We start from the raw sequence: 21,268 nt of genomic DNA, 5'->3' as shown, positions 1-21,268 counted from the left end.
GTGTCCAGCCACCAGGCCGTGGACACGGCGCGCCGACACCAGAAGTCGGTGTATCGATCTACCAGTCCACCGGCATCCTCACCCCGCGGTGACCGTCCGCGGCGCGGGCGGAAGTTCGGGCACGAGCGGCGCCGGGTCGCCCTTCTCCTGCTGGCGCCCTCGGTCGTGCACCTCGTCTGGTGGATCGGCATCCCCGTCGTCGCGACCTTCGTCCTGGCCTTCACCGACTACGACATCCTCGCGGGCACGGTCTCCTTCAACGGGCTGGACAACTTCCAGGAGATCTTCGGTGATCCGACCTGGAACTCGTCCATCTGGCACACGGTCGTCTTCACCTTCTTCACCGTGCCGGTGGCCATGGCGATCGCCGTGGTCCTGGCACTCCTGCTCAACGTTAAGATGCGGGCGGCGGCCTGGTACCGCACCGCCGTCTTCATGCCGCACGTCACCGCGACCGTGGCGATCGCCCTGGTCTGGATGTGGATGTTCGAGCCCCGGCTCGGTGTCGTGAACACGATGCTGAGCTGGGTGGGCATCGACGGGCCGGCCTGGCTGGCCGACCCGGACTGGGCCCTGTTCGCCGTGATCGTCGTGAGCATCTGGAAGGGCATCGGCATCAAGATGCTCATCTACCTGGCCGCCCTGCAGGCCATGCCGGACGACGTGTACGAAGCGGCGAGGATCGACGGCGCGTCGCAGGTGCGGCAGTTCTTCTCCATCACCCTGCCGTTGCTGAAGCCGGCGACGTTCTTCGTCCTGGTGGTGTCGATCATCGACTCCTTCCAGGCGTTCGACCAGCTGTACGTGCTGACGCCCGACGGAGGGCCCGGCAACTCGACGACCGTCATGACGTACGAGATCTACCGCACGGCCTTCAAGGAGTTCAACATGGGCGCGGCCTGCGCGCAGAGCGTGGTGCTGTTCGTGTTCCTGCTGGTGCTCATGCTGATCAGCCGACGTCTCACCGGAAAGGAAGACGATGTCCGCTGACCAGCTCTCCGCCCCCGGAACGGCTCAGGCTCCGGCTCCGGTCGCGCGCCGGTCCGCCCGCCCGCCGCTCACCCGGCGCCTGCCGCGCCTCGCGCTGCACCTGGTACTCGTCACCGTGTCGCTGGCGATGGCCGTCCCGTTCTTCTGGATGATCATCACCTCCCTGAAGACCGACCCCGACCTCGCCTCCCATCCCCCCGGTCTGCTGCCGCGGGTGTGGGACTGGGCGAACTACCCCGAGGCCCTGGAGTACGCGCCGTTCGGCACCTACTTCCGCAACAGTCTCTTCATCTCCATCGGGCACACCGCACTCAATCTGGTGATGGCCTCCATGGCCGGGTACGCCCTGGCCCGCATTCCGTTCCGGGGCAGCACCGTGGTCTTCATGGGCGTGCTGGCCACGATGATGATTCCGACCTACACCAAGATCGTTCCCCAGTACCTGATCGCCAAGGGCGTCCCCTTCTTCGGCGGCAACGACTATCTCGGGCGGGGCGGCCACGGCTGGCTCGACTCGTGGTGGGGCCTCATCGTCCCCGGTGCGCTGACGCCGTTCGCCATCTTCCTCTTCCGCCAGTTCTACCTCTCCCTGCCGCGCGAACTGGAGGAGGCTGCCCGCATCGACGGCATGGGCGAGTTCGGCATCTACGCCCGAGTGATGACGCCCCTGGTCAAACCGGCCATCGCCACCGTCGGCCTGCTCACCTTCGAGAGCAGCTGGAACAACTTCCTGTGGCCCCTGATCATCACGTCGGACACCGAGCTGCGCGTCATCCAGGTGGGACTGTCGGCCTTCCAGCAGGCCGACCAGAACGCCTGGGCCTACCTGATGGCCGGCACGACGCTCGCCACCGTCCCGATGGTCGCACTGTTCCTTCTCGCGCAGCGCTACTTCGTCCAGGGCTTCGCCAACTCCGGCATCAAGTAGCCCTGTCGTTCGTTTCGATACACCTACGGAGAACCTCTTATGTCTTTTGACCTCACGGGCCGCCGCGCACTCGTCACCGGCGCGGGCCACGGTATCGGCGCGGCGGTCGCGCTGGGTCTGGCCCGGGCGGGCGCCGACGTGGTCGTCCACTACGGGAGCTCCGCCGACCCGGCGGAGCGGGTCGTGGAGGAGATCAGCGCGCTCGGGCGGAAGTCCGCCGCCCTCGGCGCCGATGTCACGGACTCGGCGGCCGTCGAGCGCCTGGTCGACGAGAGCGTCACCTTCCTCGGCGGCCTCGACGTCGTCGTCGCCAATGCCGGGCACCTCGTCGCACGGGTCCCGGTCGCCGAGATGACCGAGGAGCACTTTCTCCGTGTGATCGACGTCAACCTGGTCTCCGCCTTCCGGACCTGCCGGGCAGCCCTCCCGCACGTGCGGGAGGCCGGGCCCGCGGGGCGGATCGTCCTGATGGCCTCGCAGGCGGCCCACGACGGCGGCGGCCCCGGCGCGGCCGCCTACGCGGCGGCCAAGGCCGGAGTGATCGGTTTCGCCAAGGGCCTGGCCAAGGAGGTCGGCGGCTCAGGCGCCACGGTCAACGCACTCGCTCCCGGATACATCGGCGGTACCGCCTTCCACAACACGTTCACCGCCCCCGAGGCCCAGCGCGGCATCGTCGAGAAGCTGCCCGTCGGCCGGGCGGGCACCGCGGACGACGTCGCCGGCGCGGCCGTCTACCTGGCCTCCGACGAGGCCGGATACGTCACCGGGGCCACCTTCGACATCGGTGGTGGCGCATGGCCGCGCTGACCGTCCCGAAGGAGGCGGGCGGGTGGTGGCACGCCTACGTCTGCCCGGCGCACGGCGTCGAACTCGACCACGGCGACCTGCTCGGCACGGCCTTCCCCGCAGCCGGCGCCGCCTGCCGCCACGGCTGCCGCCTGGACACCGACGCCGTACGGGGCGCGAGGACGGTCCTGGCCCACCAGGAGATCGCCCGGCGCCTGCGGCACCTGGCCGCAGGCACCCCCGCCGAGCGCCGCGAGGCCGTGGCCGTGCTGCACCAGTACGCCGAGCTCTACGCCGGCCTGCCGGACACACACGCGGGCGGCGCCGACTGGATGCTGCGCGGACGGCTCTTCCACCAGGCGCTGACCGAGGCCATCTGGGCGGTCAACATCGCCCACGCGGCCCGCACGCTCGCGGCGCACCACGACGCCGGTCCCGGACTGGGCGCGCTCGTGCCCTTCCTCGACTCGCTCCGGGAGGCGGCCGGCGCGGCGCGGAGGGAACTCCTGCGGAAAGGAGAGGAACGCTCCAACTACACGGCCTGGCTCGCCGCGGCGGAGATCTCCTGCCGATCCGCCGCCGAGGTGATCTCCGGAGCCGCACCCGACGCGGTGCGCCTGGCCGAGGAGTACGGCCTCGATGCCCACATGCGGGTGTCGGTCCACCGGGACGGCTGGGAATGGGAGGCGAGCACCTACTACCACCTGTTCGTCCTGCACGCCTACCTGCTCGCACTGCGCGGCGCCCGTCCGGAGCGGCTTCCCCAGGGCATGGCGTCGGTGCTGGGCTCGATGGTCTCGGCGCTGGCGGGCGTCGCCGCTCCGGACGGCACCCTGCCCGCCCTCCACGACGGCCCGTACCGGCGCGAGGCGCAGTCGGCGGAGATCGCGGAGGTGGCCGCGCTCGCCGGCCGGCTGTTCGCCGACGCTCCGCTGAAGTCGGTCGCGCGGGCCGCCGGGCGCGACTCCACCGCACCGCTGCCCGCGGACCTCGGTGAATGGTTCGCGGGCCCCCCGCTCCCCGCGCCGCCGTCGCGACGGGACTTCCCCGACGCCGGGTACGCGGTGTTCCGGACCGAGGGCGTCCACGCGGTGCTGGACGCCGGACCGCACGGCGGCGCGCACGGGCACCAGGACAAGCTCTCGCTCTACCTCTACGCGGACGACGGCACCGCCTGGCAGCCGGATCCCGGCCAGGTGCCGTACGCCCACCGGAGCCTGCGGCGGTACTACGCCGGCACGGCGGCCCACCCCGCCTTCCGGGTCGACGACACCGAGCAGCGGCCCTGCGACGCCGTCCTCGACGGCGACACCGGCCGGTGCGACCAGGCGTACGACGGGGTGACGGCGACCCGCAGGGTCGTCGAGGACCGGCGCTACCTGCTCGACGTCCTCGTGCTGGAAGCCGCCGCCGAGCACCGGCTCACCGCCCAGCTGCGTCCGGCCACCGCTCTCGAGGCCGTGGCCCAGGGGCCCGACCGCGCCCGCACCGTCTGGGGCGAGGACGGGGAAGCCGTCCTGAACGGCTGGCACGTGGCACGTCCGCCCGCGGAGTTCACCGTCGTCCCCCACCCCGGCCCCGCCGACGACCCCGCACGGGTCCGTCAGGGCGTCGACTGGTCCCTCACCGGCCGGCGGGCGGTGTTCGTCTCCGTCTACCAGTCCGCCGAGGCCGCTCCCCCCGTCCGCCGGGTGAGCCTGTCCGAGCACACCGTTCACATCGATCTGGCCGACGGAACCGTCGCCACCCATCCCATCGGAGCGTGAGAGTACGCATGCTGCTTCTCGAGGGACGACTCGACTCACTGCGCGGCGAGCTGAACGGCACGCACGCGGCCCAGTGGCGGAGGCTGTACGAGCAGTGCGACTGGTACCGCCGGCAGAACCCGCCCACCGAACACCCCGAGGCGAGCATCACCTACTTCGGTCCCGCCGCCGCCAACCTGGCCCTGGCCTACCGGCTCACCGGGCAGCGCGGTTACCTGGAGGAGGCGTGGCGCTGGATCTCGACCTGCGCGGCGTTCCCCCACTGGGGCCGGGCCCACATGCCGGACCACGACCTGGACGCGGGCTGGCTGCTGCACGGTCTCTCCCTCGCCTACTCCTGGCTGGGCGAGGACCTGGAGCCGGAACGGCGTGAGATCCTGCGCGCCAAACTGGAGCTCCAGGGCGAACGTCTCCACTCGTACGCCGAGGAGACCGCCGGCCGCTGGTGGTCGAGCGCCTACTGGCAGAACCACAACTGGATCTGCTGGACCGGCATCGCCACCGCGGGGTACGCGCTGGAACGTCCCGAGTGGACCAAGCCGGCCCGCAGGAACCTGGAAACGGTCCTCGGGATGCTCCCCGAGGACGGTTCGGACTCGGAGGGAGTGGTGTACTGGCGGTACGGGGTGCCGTGGCTCGCCATCCACACCGACCTCGTGCAGCACCAGGAGAACGCCGACCTGTGGTCGGTCGGCGGGTTCCTGCGCAACACCACGCGCTGGCGCCTGCACCAGAGCGCGCCGGGCTTCGAGGAGATCATCGACCACGGCGACTGCCACGACCGGCGCAGCGGCCACAGCGTCGCCCTCTACTACCGGCTGGCCTCCGCGTACCGGGACGGCACGGCCCAGTGGCTGGGCGACCTGGTCGCCGAGCGCCACTTCTGGCGCGAGGCGTACCAGTCGGGTGTGCGCCCCGGTGTCATGCCCGAGGCCTTCCTCGAACTGCTCTGGTACGACCCGCGGGTGACCCCCGTCCCGCCCGACCGGGAGCCCGTTACGGCCTACTTCCCGGACCTGGGGCAGATCACCGCGCGCACCGGCTGGGACAGCGCGGCCACCTGCGTCAGCTTCAAGGCCGCGCCCGGCGGCGGCCACCGGGCCTGGGAGGAGGGGCACCGGCTGAAGGCCGCGGGCGGCTGGGACGCCATGAGCGCGGGCCACCACCACCCCGACGCCGGCGCCTTCGTCCTCCACTCCCACGGCGCCTTCCTCGCCGTGGACGAGGGGTACAGCAACCACAAGCGCGCCGCGCACCACAACCTGGTCCTGGTCGACGGGGAGGGCTGGGCGGACGAGGGCCGCTACCACGTCTACGAGGGCATACCGCGCGAGCGGTGCCCCCGGGTGCGGGACGTGCTCGCCGAGGACGGGTTCGCCCACGCCACGGCGGAGTCCGCCGTGATGTTCCCCGAACGGCTGGAGGTACGGCGCGTGGACCGCACGCTGGTGGTGACACCTCGCGGACGTGTGGTCGTCCTCGACGAGCTGGAGGCCGCGGCGCCGCGCGAGTGGACGTACCTGCTGCACACCGACTGGCCCACGACACAGCTGGATCCCGACGGCTGGCGTCTGGAGGCGGGGCCCGGCAGCGCACGGCTGACCCGGCTGCTCCCCACCGACGCCACGGCCACGCGCCGGCGCACCGACGTGGAGGCCAACCCGACCTCCAGCACCCCCAGCCTCAAGGTCAGCAAGACGATGCACACCCTGTGCCTGACCACACCGCGGACCCGCACCGCCACGTTCCTGACCGTCCTGGACAGCGCGGGCGCGCTGGACCCGTGCCCGGCCCCGGCGGCGCTCCTGCCCTCGGACCAGGGCCACGCGGTCTCCCTCGGCCGGGGGGCCGAGAGCGAACTGGTCCTCCTCGCCCCCCGGACCGGAGTCATCGAGACGGAACGCGTGAGCGCCGACGCCGCGGCGGTCATCCTCTCCGGCACGCGTACGGCCGCCGTACGGGCCCGGCGCGTCGAGTTCGACGGCACCGTCGGGCTGCGGACCGAGGAGCCGTTCACCGGCGTACTGCCCACCGGGACCGACGGCGCGTAGGGAGCACACGATGAAGGGCTGGGAGCGGGGTGCGCTGCGCGCCATGGAGTTCGTCGCACAGCCGGCGCTGGCGGGCGCGGCGTTCTGCCTGCTGGCGCTCGGCGTGGTCACCTGGCTCCCGGCCCTGGCCGCGGCGGCGGTCGCGCTCCAGGACTGGCGGCGTGACGGCGGAAGCCGCCCCTTCACCGGGACGCTGCGCGCCTTCCCGCGCTGCTGGCGCGCCCTGTGGAGGGACGGCCTCGCCGCCAGTGCCCTGATCGCCGTCCTCGCGGTGAACTGCCTCTTCCTCCTGGAGAGGGCGAGCCCGGTCGCATACGTCCTGCTCCCCGCCCAGCTCGTCCTGCTGGCCGCACTGGCGGTCTACTCCCTGGCCCTGACCGCCGGGTTCGCGGTCGAGGCCGGGGGCGGGCTCCGCCGCCGCGCGGCGGTGCTCGCCTTCGGCTCGCCCCGGCGCGGCCCGGCCCTGCTCCTGGCCCTGCTCCTGGTCCCGCCGGCGGTACTGCCCGTTCCCCTGGGGCCCCTGCTGTTCGGCCCCACCCTGCCCCTGCTGCTGGCCCTCTCCCTGTACTCACCCACGAGAGCAAGGAAACCGGTATGAGAATCACTCGGTACATCGCTTCGGCGGCCGTTCTGCTCGCACTGACGGGAACATTCGTGCCCGCCGCGTCCGCCGCGCCCCGGGGCGGTCACGACATCCATGTCTCACCGGACGGCGACGACGCCAACGACGGAACGCGCAGGGCCCCCCTCGCCAGCATCCAGCGGGCACTGGACACGGCCGGCCCCGGATCGACCGTCCGTCTGGCACCGGGACGTTACTCGCAGGACTTCGTCACCCGGAGCCCGGACGTGACCATCACCGGCCCCTCGTCCGCCGTGGTCCAGGGAACGGGCGCCGGCCGTGCCATCGGCGAGGTCCAGCACGACCGTGTCCGGCTGACCGGGTTCACCATGGACGGCCTGGTCGGCGACCCCGACGAGATGTCCGGTTACCGCAAGAAGCTTTTGTATGTCATGAGCACGACTCCAGGGGACGGTGTGGACGGCCTGCGCATCACCGGCATGACCTTCCGCAACGCCGGCGAGGAGTGCGTACGGCTGCGCTATCTGATCACCGGCGCCGAGGTCGCCCGCAACCGGATCACCGGGTGCGGGGTGTGGGACTTCCGCTTCGACGACGGCGGCAAGGTCGGCGAGGGCATCTACCTGGGCACCGCCCCCGAGCAGCAGGGCATGCACGGCGCCCCGGACGACCGGCCGGACGTCAGCCGCGACAACCGGATCCACCACAACTGGATCGACACCCGGGGCAACGAGTGTGTGGACATCAAGGAGAACTCCACCGCGAACCTGGTCGACCACAACGTCTGCACCGGCCAGCAGGACCCCAAGTCCGCCGGACTCGACGCCCGCGGCAGCGGCAACACCTTCCGGGCCAACCTCTCCTACGGCAACGTCGGGGCCGGAGTCCGGGTCGGCGGTGACACTCCCACCGACGGCACCGCGAACAACATCGAGGACAACGTCCTCCTCCACAACTCTGCGGGGGGCATCAAGTTCGAAGCCACCCCGCAGGGCCGGGTGTGCGGAAACACCCTGGCAGGCAACACCGGCGGAGACGCGACGGGCACCTACGGGGACGAGTACGAGCCGTCGCGCCCCTGCTGACCGCAGAAGGAAACCCTCCACAACCAGCAAGAAGGAAAAGGAAGACATGAGCCGCACCCGAAAGCGCACCCTGACCATGGCAGGCGTGGCCGCACTCTCGGCCGTCGCCGCCCTGACCGCCCCGCTGGCGGTGGCGGGCACCGCCACCGCCGCCGATCCCTGCGACTACCCCGCCCAGCAGCTCGACCTGACCAACTGGAAGATGACGCTGCCGACCGGCTCGGGCGGCTCGCCGACCGAGATCAAGCAGCCCGCGCTGGAGACCTTCTCCGTCAGCCCCTGGTTCACCGTGAACTCCAGGTGCACCGGTGTCCAGTTCCGCTCCCCGGTCAACGCCGTCACGACGCCCAACTCCAGTTACGGGCGCGCCGAGCTGCGGGAGATGACCGACAACGGCACCAAGAACGCGTCCTGGTCGGCGACCTCGGGCACCCACACCCTCACCTTCCGGCAGGCGTTCAACAGCCTTCCCAACGACAAGCCGCACGTCGTCGGCGCCCAGATCCACGACGGCGACGACGACGTGACGGTCTTCCGGCTGGAGGGCAGCAGCCTCTACATCACCAAGGGCAACGACACCCACCACAAGCTGGTGACCAGCAACTACCAGCTGAACACCGTCTACGAGGGCAAGTTCGTCGTCAGCAACGGCCAGATCAAGGTCTACTACAACGGCGTCCTCCAGACGACCATCGCGCACACCGCGTCGGGGAACTACTTCAAGGCCGGCGCCTACACCCAGGCCAACTGCGGCAACTCCTCCCCGTGCAGCAGCTCCAACTACGGGCAGACCAGCATCTACAAGCTCAAGGTCACCCACTCCTGAAGGACAGGGTGGTGCCGGGCCTCGGCCTAGGGGGCCCGGCACCACCCAGCACGGTACAGCGGGCGAAGCCGGGTTCGTCCCGGCTTCGCCCCAACCGGGCCGCCGGTCCCCGAGACGGAATACCCACAGCAGACAGGACGAGAAGCGCAAGTGAACGCTGTCAAAGACCCATCACCCGCGCGGCCGGAGTGCCCGACCACCTCGGAGATCACCGCCTGTGGACTGATCGCGATCCTGCGTGCTCCCACCGCCGAGCACTTCCCCGCGATCACTCAGACGCTGCTCGACGCCGGCATCCGCGCCATCGAGATAACCCTCACCACCCGCGGCGCCCTGGAGTGCCTGCGCGAACTCGCGGCCGCTCACGGACCGGAGGCGGTCATCGGGGCGGGGACGGTCCTGACCGACAGCCAGGCGGAAGCCTGCGCCGACGCCGGCGCGCGCTTCGTCGTCTCCCCCGTCGCGGCGCCCGGCGTCGTCCGTGCGGCCCGGTCCGCGGGCATGGCGGCCTATCCCGGCGCACTCACCCCCACCGAGATCCACACCGCCGCCGGTTCCGGAGCGCCCGCCGTGAAACTCTTCCCGGCCTCCGCCGTCTCCCCCCGGTACATCTCGGACCTGCGCGGCCCGCTTCCCGGTATCCCCCTCATCCCCACCGGGGGCATCTCCCTGGACGACATCCCGGCGTGGACGGCGGCCGGGGCCGCGGCCGTGGGCCTGGGCACCCCCCTCATCGGCCCGGCGGCGACCGAGGGCGCCGACGACCGCCTCGCGGAGCGCGCACGCCGGGCCGTGACGGCCGTCTCCGAGGCCAGGGCGGCCCGATGACAGACGCCCACGCCGTACCCGCGCCGCGGACCACGGGCGGCCTGCTCACCTTCGGCGAGACGATGGGACTGATCGTGGCGACGGCGATCGGCACCCTGGAGCACGCACGTGACTTCACCTTCGGCATCGGCGGGGCCGAGAGCAACGTGGCCATCGGCGTCGCGCGCCTGGGCGCCCCGGCCACCTGGATCGGCCGGGTGGGAGGCGACGCGGCCGGAGACCTCGTCGGACGCCGCCTGCGCGCCGAGGGCGTCCGGGCCGTCACGGTCCGGGACCCGTCCTTCACGGGCCTCATGATCCGCCACCAACGGGCCGCCGGCGTGGTCCACGTCGACTACCACCGCGCCGGTTCGGCCGGCTCCCGTCTCACTTCCGACGACCTCCCCGTGGACGCGGTCCGGCAGGCCGCGATCCTGCACCTGAGCGGCATCACCCCCGCCCTGAGCGCCTCCGCCCGCCATGCCACCCGGTACGCCGTCGCCGCGGCCAGGGCACACGGCGTGCTCGTCAGTGTCGACGTGAACTACCGCAGCAAGCTCTGGGACCGGGACACCGCCCGACGCGAGTTGCGGGGACTGGTCACGGAGGCGGACATCGTGTTCGCCGGGGTCGAGGAAGCCCAGCTCGTCCTCGGCTCCCACGCCACCGCCCCCGAGCGCCTGGCCATGGACCTGGCGGCGCTGGGGCCGGCCGAGGCCGTCGTCAAGACCGGCTCCCGGGGATGCACCGCCAGGCTCGACGGCGTGACGCACGCGGAGCCGGCGCTGTCCGTTCCCGTCGTCGACACCGTCGGAGCCGGCGACGCGTTCGTGGCCGGATACCTCGCCGAGCACCTGAGAGGCGGCGGCCCCGCCCAACGCCTCCGGACGGCCTGCGCGATGGGCGCCTACGCCGTGTCCGTTCCCGGCGACTGCGAACTGCTGCCGACCCGCGACGAGCTGGAGACCTTCCTGAAAGCCGGAGACGTACTCAGGTGACCGGTGCTCCCGGACCCGTGTCCGTCTCCTTTCCCGTCCGCCGGAACCATCCCGTGACTCAGCCCCCGGTGACCCTGGAGAAGATCACACCCGGCGACTGGCGAGCCGTCCACTCCTGGGCCCGCCTCGCCGAGGCGTGTCTGTTCCAGTCCTGGGGACCGAACACCGAGGAGCAGACGCGCGCTTTCGTGAGGACGGCGGTCGACGCCTGGTCGGAACGGCCTCAGCGGAGATTCCCCTACGTGGCCCGCTTGGGGGACACCGTCGTCGGTATGGGCGAACTCCACATCCGCGGTCGAGCGCGGCGGCAGGGGGAGATCACCTACATCGTGCATCCACGGGTGTGGGGGCGGGGCGTCGGTACGGAGATCGGGTGTGCGCTCCTCTCACTCGGCTTCGACCGGTTGGGGCTCCACCGGATCCACGCCACCTGCGACCCGCGGAATCTCGGATCGTCCCGGGTGCTCACGAAGCTCGGCATGACCTGCGAGGGGCACCACCGGCACACGACGCGCAACCGGGAGGGCCGGCGGGACTCGCTGGTGTTCGGCCTCCTTGAGGAGGAGTGGCGTACCGGGGCCCGCGGCGATGCCGACGCGGCCGAGCCGGAAGCCGGCGGCTGAGGTGCACGGAGCGCCCTGGTGGCCGGTGTTTCCGGTTCCGGCCCCCGAGAGCACGGGCCGGACGGGGGTGTCGTCGTGCGCCGGGCGCCGGGCACCCGCGGCTGATCCAGCGTCCGATCATCACCGCCGACGACGGTTCGGCGGTCGTGGCGCGCAGCGAGGAGGCCGTGCGCGAGGCGCTCTCCCGTTAGCGCCGCCTGTCCCGGCCGTCGTCCCGGCCGGGAACGGCACCGCGGCCGGGGTCGCGGTCGGTCCGGCCATGGCCTGTCGCCGGGTCACCAGGCCGGGGGACGGCCGCCGACCCGGGCGTAGGCCTCCGCCGGCAGCGCGGTGAGCAGGTCGTGCGGAACGAGGACGACCGCGCGCACCCCGTCGCGGGTGGAGGGCCACAGGGAGATCCGCAGTCCGAGGCGGCCCGCCAGGACGCCCGCGACGCGCAGGCCCGTACGGGCCGTCTCGCCGAGGTCCTCCAGGTCCAGCCCGTTCCGCGCCCGGGCGAGCAGGAGCTCGGCGTGCCGGCGGGCCTCCTCGGTCAGGCCGACGCCCTCGTCCTCGATGGAGACCTCGACGCCCGAGGCCACCTCCTCGGTGTTGACGACCACCTCGGTGCTGGGCGGCGAGTAGCGGGTGGCGTTGTCCATCAGCTCACTGAGGACCAGGCTCAGCGGCTCCACCGCCGGGCCGAGCACCGCGACCCCGGCGACGCGGTGCAGTCCGATACGCGGGTACTCGGCGATGGGAGCGCTGCCCGCGCGCAGCACGTCGTGGAGGGGAACGGGCTTCTGCCGCTGCCGCACCGGGCCGCCGCCCCCCAGGACGGCCAGGCCGGCGGCCACGCGGCCGACGACGCCGACGCCGTGCTCCAGGCGCATCAGGTCGCCCAGGGTCCCGGGTCCCGGGTGCTCGGACCGCATTCCGCGCAGGTCGGCCTGGAGGCGGTGCGTCTCGGCCTGGATGCGGCAGGCGATGTCGACGATCGCGCGGCGGGCGGAGTCGCGCTGGAGCCCGCGGTCGTGGACCGCCCTCACGACGGTGTCGGTCAGCTTCTCGTGGGCGGCCACCAGCCGGGGGTCGGAGTCGGCGGGGTGCGGCGAGGTCGGCAGTACGTCGCCGGGCGCCTCACCACGCCGCACGGCCTCGACGACGGGCGGCATGACCTCCAGGCAGTAGTGCTCCAGGTCGGCGAGCAGGCGTTCCTCCCGCTGCCGGGCGGCGGTGAGCGCACGGCCCCGCCCGACCACCTCGCGGACGGCCGCGGCCACCGCGAGCGTCGCCGCGGCTCCGCACCAGGCGACCGCGGCACGGGCCGGGGCGGCGGAGAACGAGGCCACGGCCGCGCAGGCGGCCACCAGTACGGGGAGGGCGAGCCACGAGCCCCCGGGGAGGGGCCGGCGGCCTCCCGTCAACGAGTCGGCGTGCTCCATGGGCATCCTCGCGTTGGGGTGGGCCGGGGGGAGGACCTGCGGGCGGGACGGGCGGCGCTTCGGGACGACCGCGCCGCACGCGGCGACGACCGGTGACGGCCACGACTCGCCGCGTGACAGGGAGCATAGGAGGGTCGGGGGAGCCACCGCGGAGACTTGACAAACACTGGGAGAACATGCAGCGACACAGTGAGTGATCGAACGGGCATTGCGGCCCGGTCCGGCGCCCTCGTTCCGTTTCGGTCTGATTCGATCCGGTTCACACTCCGGAGAGCCCCGGCCACGGCCGGGCATCCGTTCCGTCACCCGACGGGGCGACCGCCTCGCGCTGCGCCGTATCCGGGGAAAGTACGGAAAGCGCTCCCGCCGGAGGTGCCGGATGGGGCAAGGTGCGGTCATCCTCTCCGTGGGACGACAGGGGGGCGAGGATGAGCAGTTTCGGTACGCACCGGGCCCGTGTGCACGACGCGGCACGGCCGGTGCACCGCCGGCTGGGCGATCTGCGCACGTGCCTGCAGCACTTCGCTCCGTACGGCTTCCGGGCGACATACCACCATCTGTGCGGGAGCGCGGGCATACCGGGCAGGCCGGAGAGGGACCCGGAGTCGCTGGTGCGGGCCGTCGAGGAACTCCACGCGGCCCGGCAGGTGTGGCTGGCCGCCGAGGCGGCGTACGCCGGGCGCAGGGCGCGCGAGAAGCGCGCGGGCCGGCGGCAGCCCGGCCGTGCCGAGGCGTGGCAGGCGGAGCGGCGCCGGTGGCACAGCCTGGCCTACTGCCCCGATCCCCGGCGCCACCCCGCCGAGCCGCTGCCGGTGGTGGTGCGCCGTGTGCTGTGCGCACGGCCGCGCGGGCGCCCGGAGCCGGGCGGCCCTCCGGTGTGCTGGGTGTGCGCCGCACCGGCCGGCACCGAGCTGTGGCGCGACGGCTACTGGACGTACACGCTGTGCGCGGGCTGCGGGGTCAGCCTGCGCCGGGAGTGAGGCGCCCTCAGGCCGACCGGGTACCGTCGAGCCGGGCCTGCGCCGCCGCGAGGATCTCCGTCACCCGCACCCCGAACCGTATGTCGCACGGGTGCGGCTCACCGGTGCGGGCCGAGGCGATCAGGGCGTCCACGGCGTGCCCGAGGGCGGCGACCGCGTCCGTCTCCCCGTCAGGCAGTTCCACCGCGCCCGCGGCGCCGCGCAGTTCCACCCGGGTCACGGACGCCGCGGGCGCGACGGCCAGGCCGAGCGCGCAGGTGCTGGAGGCGCCCGAGGCGTGACGCAGGGCGAGCTGGACGGTCTGCCCGTCGCCGCGGACGGCGGCCACCGCCCCGTCGAGGTCGGCCGCGTCGCCGAGCACCGGCAGCAGCATGGACAGGGCGTGCGGGCCGACGTCCCACAGTCCGCCCTTCTCCCGCCGCCAGGGCGAGTCGGCGAACGGGCTGGGCTCGGCGCCCTCGGCGAAGATGCCGCCGAGCCAGTCGGCGCGGCCCAGCTGCCAGCCGCCCGTCCGCCTCTGCTCCTCCAGCCACGCCGCCGTCTCGGGCCGGAACCGCAGGGTGAAGAAGACCACCGAGGCCACTCCGGCCGCCTCGGCCGCCCCGGCGATCTCGCGGGCCGCGAAGACGGTGGTGGCCACCGGCTTGTCCAGCAGCAGATGGCAGCCGGCCTCGGCGGCCCGTACGGCCAGGGGCGCCTGTATGTCCGGGGGAAGCGCCACGGCGACCGCGTCGCACTCCTCCAGCAGCGCGTCCACGTCACCGTAGGGCCGGCCGCCGAACCGTTCGGCGACGGCCGCCGCCGCCTCGGGGCGGCGGCCCCACACCCCCGCCAGTTCGGCGTCGGGGTGGGCGAGCAGTGCGGGGCCGTGGGCGAGCCGGGCCCAGGGGCCGGTGCCGAGCAGGCCGAATCTCATGTCGCGGTCTCTCCTTGGCTGTGCGGGGCGCCGCACCGGTCGCTGTACCGGTGCGGACGAGCGGGGCGCCGCCAACCATGTCAGACGCCAGACGGTGCGTGACACCCCGCTCCGGCCGGGGGACGGCGGCGTGCGGGCAGGCGGCGCGGGCGGAGGACGGGCTCGCCCGTAAGGGGGTGGCCGCCGTGCTCCGGCGGTGCTCCGCGCGAAAGCGGGTACCCGGCCCCGCATGGCAGTGCGACATGTGTGGGTGAACAGGACGCCCGAGAGGGTGTGGAGTGTCCTCGGCGACGCCGAGCGGTACCAGAAGTGGGTCGTGGGCACCCGGGAGACCCATGAGTCCGAGGGCCACTGGCCCGAGGTGGGCACGACCCTGCGCTACACCATCGGCATGGGGCCGCTGACCGAGCGCGGCCACACGATCGTGCGCGTCTGCGAGCCGCCCGGGCGGCTCGAACTGGAGGCGTCGGCGGGGCGGCTGGGCACGGCCCGCATCGCCATCTCGGTGAAGCCCTGGGGCGAGGGCTCGCTGATCACCATGGACGAGCACCCCCTGCGCGGCGCGGTGGCCCGGCTGCACACCGCGCCCCTGGACATGGCGCTCCGGCTGCGGCACCGGCTGATGCTGTCGCGGCTGCGGAACGTGGTGGAGTCCGGCCGGAGCGAGGCCGACCGGGAAGCGGGGAGGCACGCGTGACGGACAAACGTACCGGGGACCGCGCCGCGGGCCGCCTTTGGAACGGACCCGAGGACCGGCCCGACCGGGCGCACCGCCGCCCGCCGGGCGTGGACGACGCCACGGTCGAGGCCGTCGGCAAGGTCACCGAGGCGCTGGAGGCGACCGAGCGGGCACGCGGCCATCTGTACTCCTTCCACCAGATGACCGGCCGCTCCGACCTGTTGCTGGGCGAGGCGGTGGACCTGCTGCGCGAGGCGGGGCACACCGAGGAGGCGGAGCTGCTGGAGACCGAGGTCCTGGGCCGCAACGTGATCCCGGGCCACTGGACGTTCCAGATCGTCGAGGGTTACGACTCGCACTACTACAAGCCGTTCGCGCGACTGGAGGAGCGGGTGCGCGACCGCCTGACGGACGGCTTGAAGCACCTGTACGAGGCGGAGATGAAGGAGGCCCGCCGCACCCACGGCCACCCCGCCCACACCGCGCGCCCCGACACCGCACCGCCCGGGGACTGACCGCCGCCCCCGCGCCTCCCGCCCCGCACTCCCGCCGTTTCCGTTTCCGTTTCTGTCGCACAGGAGGCTGTCCGCAGATGTCCGAGGCGTACGACGCCGTCGTGGTGGGATCCGGCCCCAACGGACTGGTGGCCGCGAACCTGCTGGCCGACGCGGGCTGGCGGGTGCTGGTCCTGGAGTCACAGCCCGAGCCCGGCGGCGCGGTGCGCAGCGACCGCGGCGTCCACCCCGACTACGTCAGCGATCTGTTCAGCTCCTTCCATCCGCTGGCCGCCGCCTCGCCCGTCATCCGCTCCCTGGAGCTGGAGCGCTGGGGCCTGAGGTGGAGCCACGCGCCGTCCGTCCTCGCCCATCCGCTGCCCGACGGGCGCTGCCCCGTGCTGCACCGGGACCGGGAGGACACCGCCGCGAGCCTGGAGTCCTTCGCACCCGGCGACGGGGAGGCGTACCTGCGGCTGACGCGTCTGTGGGACGGGCTCGGCCCGGACCTCCTGGACGCCCTCCTCGCCCCCTTCCCGCCGGTGCGCCCCGCGCTGTCGCTGCTGGCCCGACTGCGCGCGGCCGGGGGGCTGCGCCTGCTGCGCACCCTGCTGCTGCCGGTGCGGCGCCTGGGCGAGGAGGAGTTCGGCGGCCGGGGCGGGCCGATGCTGCTGGCGGGGTGCGCGCTGCACACCGACCTCTTCCCGGAGTCCACCGCCGGCGCTGTCTACGGCTGGCTGCTGGCGATGCTGGGCCAGCAGTACGGCTGGCCGGTGCCCGCCGGCGGCGCCGGCTCCCTCACCGCGGCCCTGGTGGCCCGGCTTCGGTCGCGGGGCGGGACGGTACGCTGCGGCGCCCGGGTGGTGCGGGTGGTGGTCCAGGGCGGGCGCGCGCTCGGCGTGCGGACCGCCGGCGGCGACGCCGTACGGGCGCGGCGGGCGGTCCTGGCCGATGTCCCCGCCCCGGCGCTGTACGGCGGGCTGGTCGACTGGGAGCACCTGCCCCTGCGGCTCCAGGACGACATCCGCCGCTTCCAGTGGGACACCTCGACGTTCAAGGTGGACTGGGCGCTGTCGGGGCCCATCCCCTGGTCCGCCCCCGGGGCCGCGGGCGCGGGCACCATCCATCTGGCCGACGGTATGGACGACCTCACCCGCCACAGCGCCCAGCTGGCCACCGGCCTGGTGCCGGACCGGCCGTTCTGCCTGCTGGGCCAGATGACCACCGCCGACCCCTCCCGCTCCCCCAGGGGCACCGAGTCGGCCTGGGCCTACACCCACCTGCCCCAGCGGGTGCGCGGCGACGCGGGCGGTGACGGCATCACGGGCCGCTGGGGGCCGGGCGAGCGGGAGGTCATGGCCGACCGGGTGGAGGAGGAGGTGGAGCGCCGCGCCCCGGGCTTCCGGGAGCTGGTCAAGGAGCGCCGCGTGATGGCCCCGCCGGACCTCCAGGCGCGCGACGAGAGCCTGGTGGGCGGGGCGCTGAACGGCGGCACCGCGGCCGTCCACCAGCAGCTCCTCTTCCGTCCCGTCCCCGGTACCGGCCGTCCCGCCACCCCGGTGCGCGGCCTCTACCTCGCCTCCGCCTCCGCCCACCCGGGCGGGGGCGTCCACGGTGCCTGCGGCTCCAACGCGGCCCGCGCGGCCCTGGCCGCCGCCCGCCCCCTGGTCCACTACGTCACGGGCCCGGCCCAGGCCGCCGCCCAGCGCGCGGCCATGCGGACGCGGGGCCGGCTCGGCTAGCCGTTCCGTCCGCGGCGAGGCGGACGCGGTCCGGGGTTCCGGGCGCCCGGGGCGTCGTCTTCCGGCCGAGTCGGAGGCCGGGCGCGCGACGGCGGGACGAGGATCCGCACGTCATCGGGGCGTCATATGCGCCCAGTGCGCTCTTCCCCCGCCCCCTGACCCCTGACCGGAGCCGCCGGCGCGGCTTTGGCACGTCTTCGGCCAGGGCGGACGCCGCGGAGTGCGGCGCGGTGAGGCCGCGACCACGGCCGACGGCCCCCCGGACGCCCGACCGCGTCCGGGGGCCGTCGCCCATGTGAACGGCTGTTCACCGGATCTTCTCCCCCGGCTCCCTTCGCCCGACGCCGTCGGCGCGCAATGGTGACGTGTACACGTCCTTCACACGTTCCCTCACACGCCTGGAGTCCGCATGCAGCGACGCACCTTCCTCAGGACCGCCTCCGCCGGCGCGGGGGCCGTCGCCTTCTCCGGCGCCCTGTGGCAGGGCGCCGCCACCGCGGCCGGCGTCTCCACCGCGACGGCCGGCCCGTACGGACCGCTGCGGGCGCCGGACACCAACGGGGTGGCGCTGCCGGAGGGGTTCCGCAGCCGGATCGTGGCCCGCTCCAGCCTTCCGGTCGGCGGAATCCTGTGGCACCCGGCGCCCGACGGCGGCGCCTGCTACCCGGACGGCGACGGCTGGATCTACGTCTCCAACTCCGAGGTCCCCCTGGTGGGCGGCGCCTCGGCGATCCGCTTCCGTGCCGACGGCTCGATCGACCGGGCCTACCGCGTCCTGGAGGGCACCAACCTCAACTGCGCGGGCGGGGCGACCCCGTGGCGGACCTGGCTGTCGTGCGAGGAGACCTGGCGCGGCCGGGTCTTCGAGACCGATCCGTACGGGCGGCGCGAGGCGGTCGTGCACAAGGCGATGGGCCGCTTCAAGCACGAGGCGGCGGCCTGCGACCCGGACCGGCGGGTGGTCTACCTGACCGAGGACGAGTCGGACGGCTGCTTCTACCGCTACACCCCCGAGGTCTGGGGCGATCTGTCACGCGGCCGGCTGGACGTGCTGTGCGAGTCGGCCGGCGGCGGTGTGGAGTGGCGCGAGGTCCCCGACCCGTCGGCCCCGCTGTTCGGCAGGCAGACACGCCACCAGGTGTCGGCCGCCCGCCACTTCGACGGCGGTGAGGGCTGCCACTACGCGGGCGGCACCTGCTGGTTCACCACCAAGGGCGACAACCGGGTGTGGGCCTACGACGCCGAGCGGAACGAACTGTCGGTGACCTACGACGCGGACTCCCCGCTGGACGGGGTAGACAACATCACCGGCACTCCCGGCGGCGACCTGTACGTGGCGGAGGACGGCGGCAACATGGAGATCAACGTGATCACGCCCGAGGGCGCGGTGGCCCCGGTGATCCGGCTCGACGGCCACGGCGACTCCGAGATCACCGGCCCGGCCTTCTCCCCGGACGGTTCCCGGCTCTACTTCTCCTCCCAGCGCGGCACCCTGGGCGATCCGGCCGGGCTGGGCGGCATCACGTTCGAGGTCTCCGGCCCCTTCCGCCGCTGACGGCTCCCCCCTCCCGCGCCCCTTCCCGGGGCGGGCACACCGCCCGCCCCGGGAAGGGTGTGCTCAGAGAGCCTGGATCGTCCAGGTGTTGGGGAAGGAGCCGGGGCAGGACGTACTGCTGCCCTCGCCCACGACCGCGTACCCCGACGGGACGGAGGAGGTCTTGCAGACCGTCGTGGTCGAGGCGTGAGCGGACGAGCCGGTGAGGACGAGGCCTGCGGCCGCCATCAGTGACGCGGTCGGGGCAGCGGTGATGTTCCTGAACATCGGGAACCCCCGGGGGCATCGGGAACCCCTCCGGAAAGCGGTGGGCACGCCCGGGCCCGCCGCATGGTGCGTGTCGCGCCATGGAAACGGCCGCCGAACCGGTACAGGGCGTTGATCACGGTGGGCAGCCGGTTCATGACCGGCTGGAAGGCATGACATGAGGCCATGAGCCGTCCATGCAACGAAAAGGGCAGCTCGCGCGGAATGCCGGGAGTGCGGCTCCCCCACCCGGTCTTCCCTCTCCGTTGTCCCGCCCGCCGCGCACGCGCCCTCCCCCGGTCGCGTGAACCGGCCTACCTTCGGACGGGATCGACCTCGTCGGAGAAGGGGCACGGATGAGACGGCACTTCGGAAACGGACGGACGCGGGGCCGGGCGGGACGGTACGGGGTGGTCGCCGCGGCGGCCCTGGGCACGGCACTCCTGCCCTTACCCGCCAAAGCGGCGGCCCCCGGAGGTCTGCCGTACTCCGGCACCACCTCCGTCGGGGTGCACAACGCCTACGAGAAGGACAAGTACACCTACTTCGCCGACGCCCTGGACTCCGGCGCCTCGCTGCTGGAGCTGGACGTGTGGGCCAAGTACTCGGGCGGCTGGCGCGTGGCCCACGACGGCCCGCTGGTCAACGACAACAACTGCGAGAACGCCTCCTCCCCCGCCGAGCTGCGCTCCCGGCCCCGCAACCAGAGCCTGGCCGGCTGCCTGGCCGACATGCGGGCCTGGCACGACGCCAACCCCGGGCACCGGCCGGTCCTGATCAAGATCGAGATGAAGGACGGTTTCGCCGGCGACCACGGCCGCGGGCCCGCGCAGTTCGACGCCCTGGTGGCCCGGGAGCTGGGCGACGCGCTCTACCGGCCCGGCGACCTCGCCGCCGGCCACGCCACCCTCGACGACGCCGTGCGCAGCGGGGGCTGGCCCACCAGGGACGCGCTGGCGGGGAAGTTCCTGATCCATCTCATCCCCGGCACCTTCGAGGAGTCCAACCCCTTCGACACCCTGTGGACCGACCGCGAGTACGCCGCCCGTCTGCGCGACCTCGCCGCCGCCGGGCGGCTGGGCGAGGCGACCGCCTTCCCCGCCGTGCACCGCGCCGCGTCCGGGGACCCGCGCACCCGCTACGCGGACGTCTCGCTGCGCCCCTGGTTCGTGGTCTTCGACGGCGACGCCCCGGCGTACGTCTCCGGCGGTATCGACACCGCCTGGTACGCCCGGAACGGCTATCTGCTGATCATGACCGACGCCCACGCCGTCTCCCCCGCCATCAGCGCCACCGCTCCGACGGAGGGTCAGGCGCGCGACAGGGTGGCGCTGCTGGCGGCCGAACGGGCGAGCGTGGTCACCTCCGACTGGACCCGGCTGCCGTCCGTGCTGTCCGCCGTACTGCCGCGCGGCTGACGGGGGTCGGCCGCCGCCCCCTCGCTCCCGGAAGGGCCGCGAGGGGGGCGGCGGCGGACACCCGTGCGTGTCGTCCTCGCCCGGGGCCCGTTTCCGCCGGCCGGCGGCCCGGTACGGCTGCTCCAGGCGTACGGCCGGCGGCTCTCCCGCACCGGCGGGGAGGGCCGGGGAGTCCCGGGCCCTCCACCGGACGGGCGCCCCGTCCCGCCGCCGCGCGGACCGCGTCCCCTCCCGCGAACCCGGGGCGGGCCGGGCGGGGCGGCGGACCGGTCCTCCTTCAGCCGAAGCCGGACCCGCTTTCCCGAGAGGTGGCCCATGAAACCGTTGGCTCAGGACCGGCCGGACACGGCCGTCGCGGCACGACCGACGAC

Annotated in this window: 20 protein-coding genes and 1 pseudogene; 18 read left to right on the top strand and 3 right to left on the bottom strand. The window is 73.5% G+C overall.

Annotated features, from left to right (window positions below; all coding sequences use genetic code 11):
- From AC2CJA_RS07500 to AC2CJA_RS07445, 12 genes and pseudogenes are all read left to right on the top strand, one after another.
- Window positions 1–990 (top strand): carbohydrate ABC transporter permease, encoded by a 990-nt coding sequence (locus AC2CJA_RS07500; RefSeq protein ID WP_484601881.1) that lies wholly within the window; start codon window positions 1–3, stop codon window positions 988–990.
- The gene (locus AC2CJA_RS07495; protein ID WP_484601880.1) at window positions 980–1,918 is read left to right on the top strand and encodes a carbohydrate ABC transporter permease; all 939 of its coding nucleotides are present in this window, start codon (window positions 980–982) and stop codon (window positions 1,916–1,918) included. Before AC2CJA_RS07500 ends, AC2CJA_RS07495 begins: the two co-directional genes overlap by 11 nt.
- 39 nt (window positions 1,919–1,957) lie before the next feature.
- The gene (locus tag AC2CJA_RS07490) at window positions 1,958–2,725 is read left to right on the top strand and encodes an SDR family NAD(P)-dependent oxidoreductase (protein ID WP_484601879.1); all 768 of its coding nucleotides are present in this window, start codon (window positions 1,958–1,960) and stop codon (window positions 2,723–2,725) included.
- On the top strand, window positions 2,713–4,470 hold the full coding sequence (locus tag AC2CJA_RS07485; RefSeq protein WP_484601878.1) for a heparinase II/III domain-containing protein: 1,758 nt from the start codon (window positions 2,713–2,715) through the stop codon (window positions 4,468–4,470). The genes AC2CJA_RS07490 and AC2CJA_RS07485 overlap by 13 nt, the downstream gene beginning before the upstream one ends.
- Window positions 4,467–6,521 (top strand): heparinase II/III family protein, encoded by a 2,055-nt coding sequence (locus AC2CJA_RS07480; protein ID WP_484601877.1) that lies wholly within the window; start codon window positions 4,467–4,469, stop codon window positions 6,519–6,521. Before AC2CJA_RS07485 ends, AC2CJA_RS07480 begins: the two co-directional genes overlap by 4 nt.
- Before the next feature lie 10 nt (window positions 6,522–6,531).
- Window positions 6,532–7,119 carry a hypothetical protein gene (locus AC2CJA_RS07475; protein ID WP_484601876.1) on the top strand — a complete coding sequence of 196 codons (588 nt, stop codon included), beginning with the start codon at window positions 6,532–6,534 and terminating at the stop codon, window positions 7,117–7,119.
- On the top strand, window positions 7,116–8,189 hold the full coding sequence (locus AC2CJA_RS07470) for a DUF1565 domain-containing protein (RefSeq protein WP_484601875.1): 1,074 nt from the start codon (window positions 7,116–7,118) through the stop codon (window positions 8,187–8,189). The genes AC2CJA_RS07475 and AC2CJA_RS07470 overlap by 4 nt, the downstream gene beginning before the upstream one ends.
- 46 nt (window positions 8,190–8,235) lie before the next feature.
- Entirely contained in the window at window positions 8,236–9,015 is a 780-nt protein-coding gene (locus AC2CJA_RS07465) for a polysaccharide lyase family 7 protein (RefSeq protein ID WP_484601874.1), read from the top strand.
- Between the two features lie 150 nt (window positions 9,016–9,165).
- Window positions 9,166–9,843: a bifunctional 4-hydroxy-2-oxoglutarate aldolase/2-dehydro-3-deoxy-phosphogluconate aldolase gene (locus tag AC2CJA_RS07460; protein ID WP_484601873.1), complete on the top strand. Its 678-nt coding sequence runs from the start codon at window positions 9,166–9,168 to the stop codon at window positions 9,841–9,843.
- On the top strand, window positions 9,840–10,820 hold the full coding sequence (locus AC2CJA_RS07455; protein WP_484601872.1) for a sugar kinase: 981 nt from the start codon (window positions 9,840–9,842) through the stop codon (window positions 10,818–10,820). Before AC2CJA_RS07460 ends, AC2CJA_RS07455 begins: the two co-directional genes overlap by 4 nt.
- Before the next feature lie 53 nt (window positions 10,821–10,873).
- Window positions 10,874–11,443, top strand: a complete 570-nt coding sequence (locus AC2CJA_RS07450) for a GNAT family N-acetyltransferase (RefSeq protein ID WP_484601871.1) — start codon at window positions 10,874–10,876, stop codon at window positions 11,441–11,443.
- Between the two features lie 86 nt (window positions 11,444–11,529).
- Window positions 11,530–11,634 (top strand): annotated as a pseudogene (locus AC2CJA_RS07445) (arsenate reductase family protein); the annotation flags it as partial.
- A gap of 84 nt (window positions 11,635–11,718) precedes the next feature.
- Here AC2CJA_RS07445 and AC2CJA_RS07440 read toward each other — a convergent pair.
- Window positions 11,719–12,867, bottom strand: a complete 1,149-nt coding sequence (locus AC2CJA_RS07440) for an ATP-binding protein (RefSeq protein ID WP_484601870.1) — start codon at window positions 12,865–12,867, stop codon at window positions 11,719–11,721.
- 428 nt (window positions 12,868–13,295) lie between these two features.
- Here AC2CJA_RS07440 and AC2CJA_RS07435 point away from each other — a divergent pair, with 428 nt between their 5' ends.
- Window positions 13,296–13,847, top strand: a complete 552-nt coding sequence (locus AC2CJA_RS07435; RefSeq protein ID WP_484601869.1) for a hypothetical protein — start codon at window positions 13,296–13,298, stop codon at window positions 13,845–13,847.
- 7 nt (window positions 13,848–13,854) lie between these two features.
- On the opposite strand, the gene AC2CJA_RS07430 is transcribed toward AC2CJA_RS07435, so the two are convergent.
- Window positions 13,855–14,763, bottom strand: coding sequence for a Gfo/Idh/MocA family protein (locus AC2CJA_RS07430; RefSeq protein WP_484601868.1), 909 nt, complete (start codon window positions 14,761–14,763; stop codon window positions 13,855–13,857).
- Between the two features lie 229 nt (window positions 14,764–14,992).
- Here AC2CJA_RS07430 and AC2CJA_RS07425 point away from each other — a divergent pair, with 229 nt between their 5' ends.
- From AC2CJA_RS07425 to AC2CJA_RS07410, 4 genes are all read left to right on the top strand, one after another.
- Window positions 14,993–15,460 (top strand): SRPBCC family protein, encoded by a 468-nt coding sequence (locus AC2CJA_RS07425; RefSeq protein WP_484601867.1) that lies wholly within the window; start codon window positions 14,993–14,995, stop codon window positions 15,458–15,460.
- A complete protein-coding gene (locus AC2CJA_RS07420) occupies window positions 15,457–15,957 on the top strand; it encodes a hypothetical protein (RefSeq protein WP_484601866.1) in 501 nt (166 codons plus the stop codon). Before AC2CJA_RS07425 ends, AC2CJA_RS07420 begins: the two co-directional genes overlap by 4 nt.
- 77 nt (window positions 15,958–16,034) lie before the next feature.
- On the top strand, window positions 16,035–17,678 hold the full coding sequence (locus AC2CJA_RS07415; protein WP_484601865.1) for a phytoene desaturase family protein: 1,644 nt from the start codon (window positions 16,035–16,037) through the stop codon (window positions 17,676–17,678).
- Between the two features lie 409 nt (window positions 17,679–18,087).
- Window positions 18,088–19,233, top strand: coding sequence for an alkaline phosphatase PhoX (locus AC2CJA_RS07410; RefSeq protein WP_484601864.1), 1,146 nt, complete (start codon window positions 18,088–18,090; stop codon window positions 19,231–19,233).
- A 63-nt stretch (window positions 19,234–19,296) separates the two neighbouring features.
- Here AC2CJA_RS07410 and AC2CJA_RS07405 read toward each other — a convergent pair whose 3' ends face one another.
- Complete coding sequence (locus tag AC2CJA_RS07405; RefSeq protein WP_484601863.1) at window positions 19,297–19,461, bottom strand: hypothetical protein; 165 nt, start codon at window positions 19,459–19,461, stop codon at window positions 19,297–19,299.
- Window positions 19,462–19,835: 374 nt separating this feature from the next.
- On the opposite strand from AC2CJA_RS07405, the gene AC2CJA_RS07400 reads away from it, so the two are divergent.
- Window positions 19,836–20,897, top strand: coding sequence for a phosphatidylinositol-specific phospholipase C domain-containing protein (locus tag AC2CJA_RS07400; RefSeq protein WP_484601862.1), 1,062 nt, complete (start codon window positions 19,836–19,838; stop codon window positions 20,895–20,897).
- Window positions 20,898–21,268 lie beyond the last annotated feature (371 nt).

This window comes from Streptomyces sp. ATLC9 (assembly GCF_057196705.1).
Note: the sequence above shows the minus strand (reverse complement) of the source record. Positions and strands in the feature narration are given on the sequence as shown.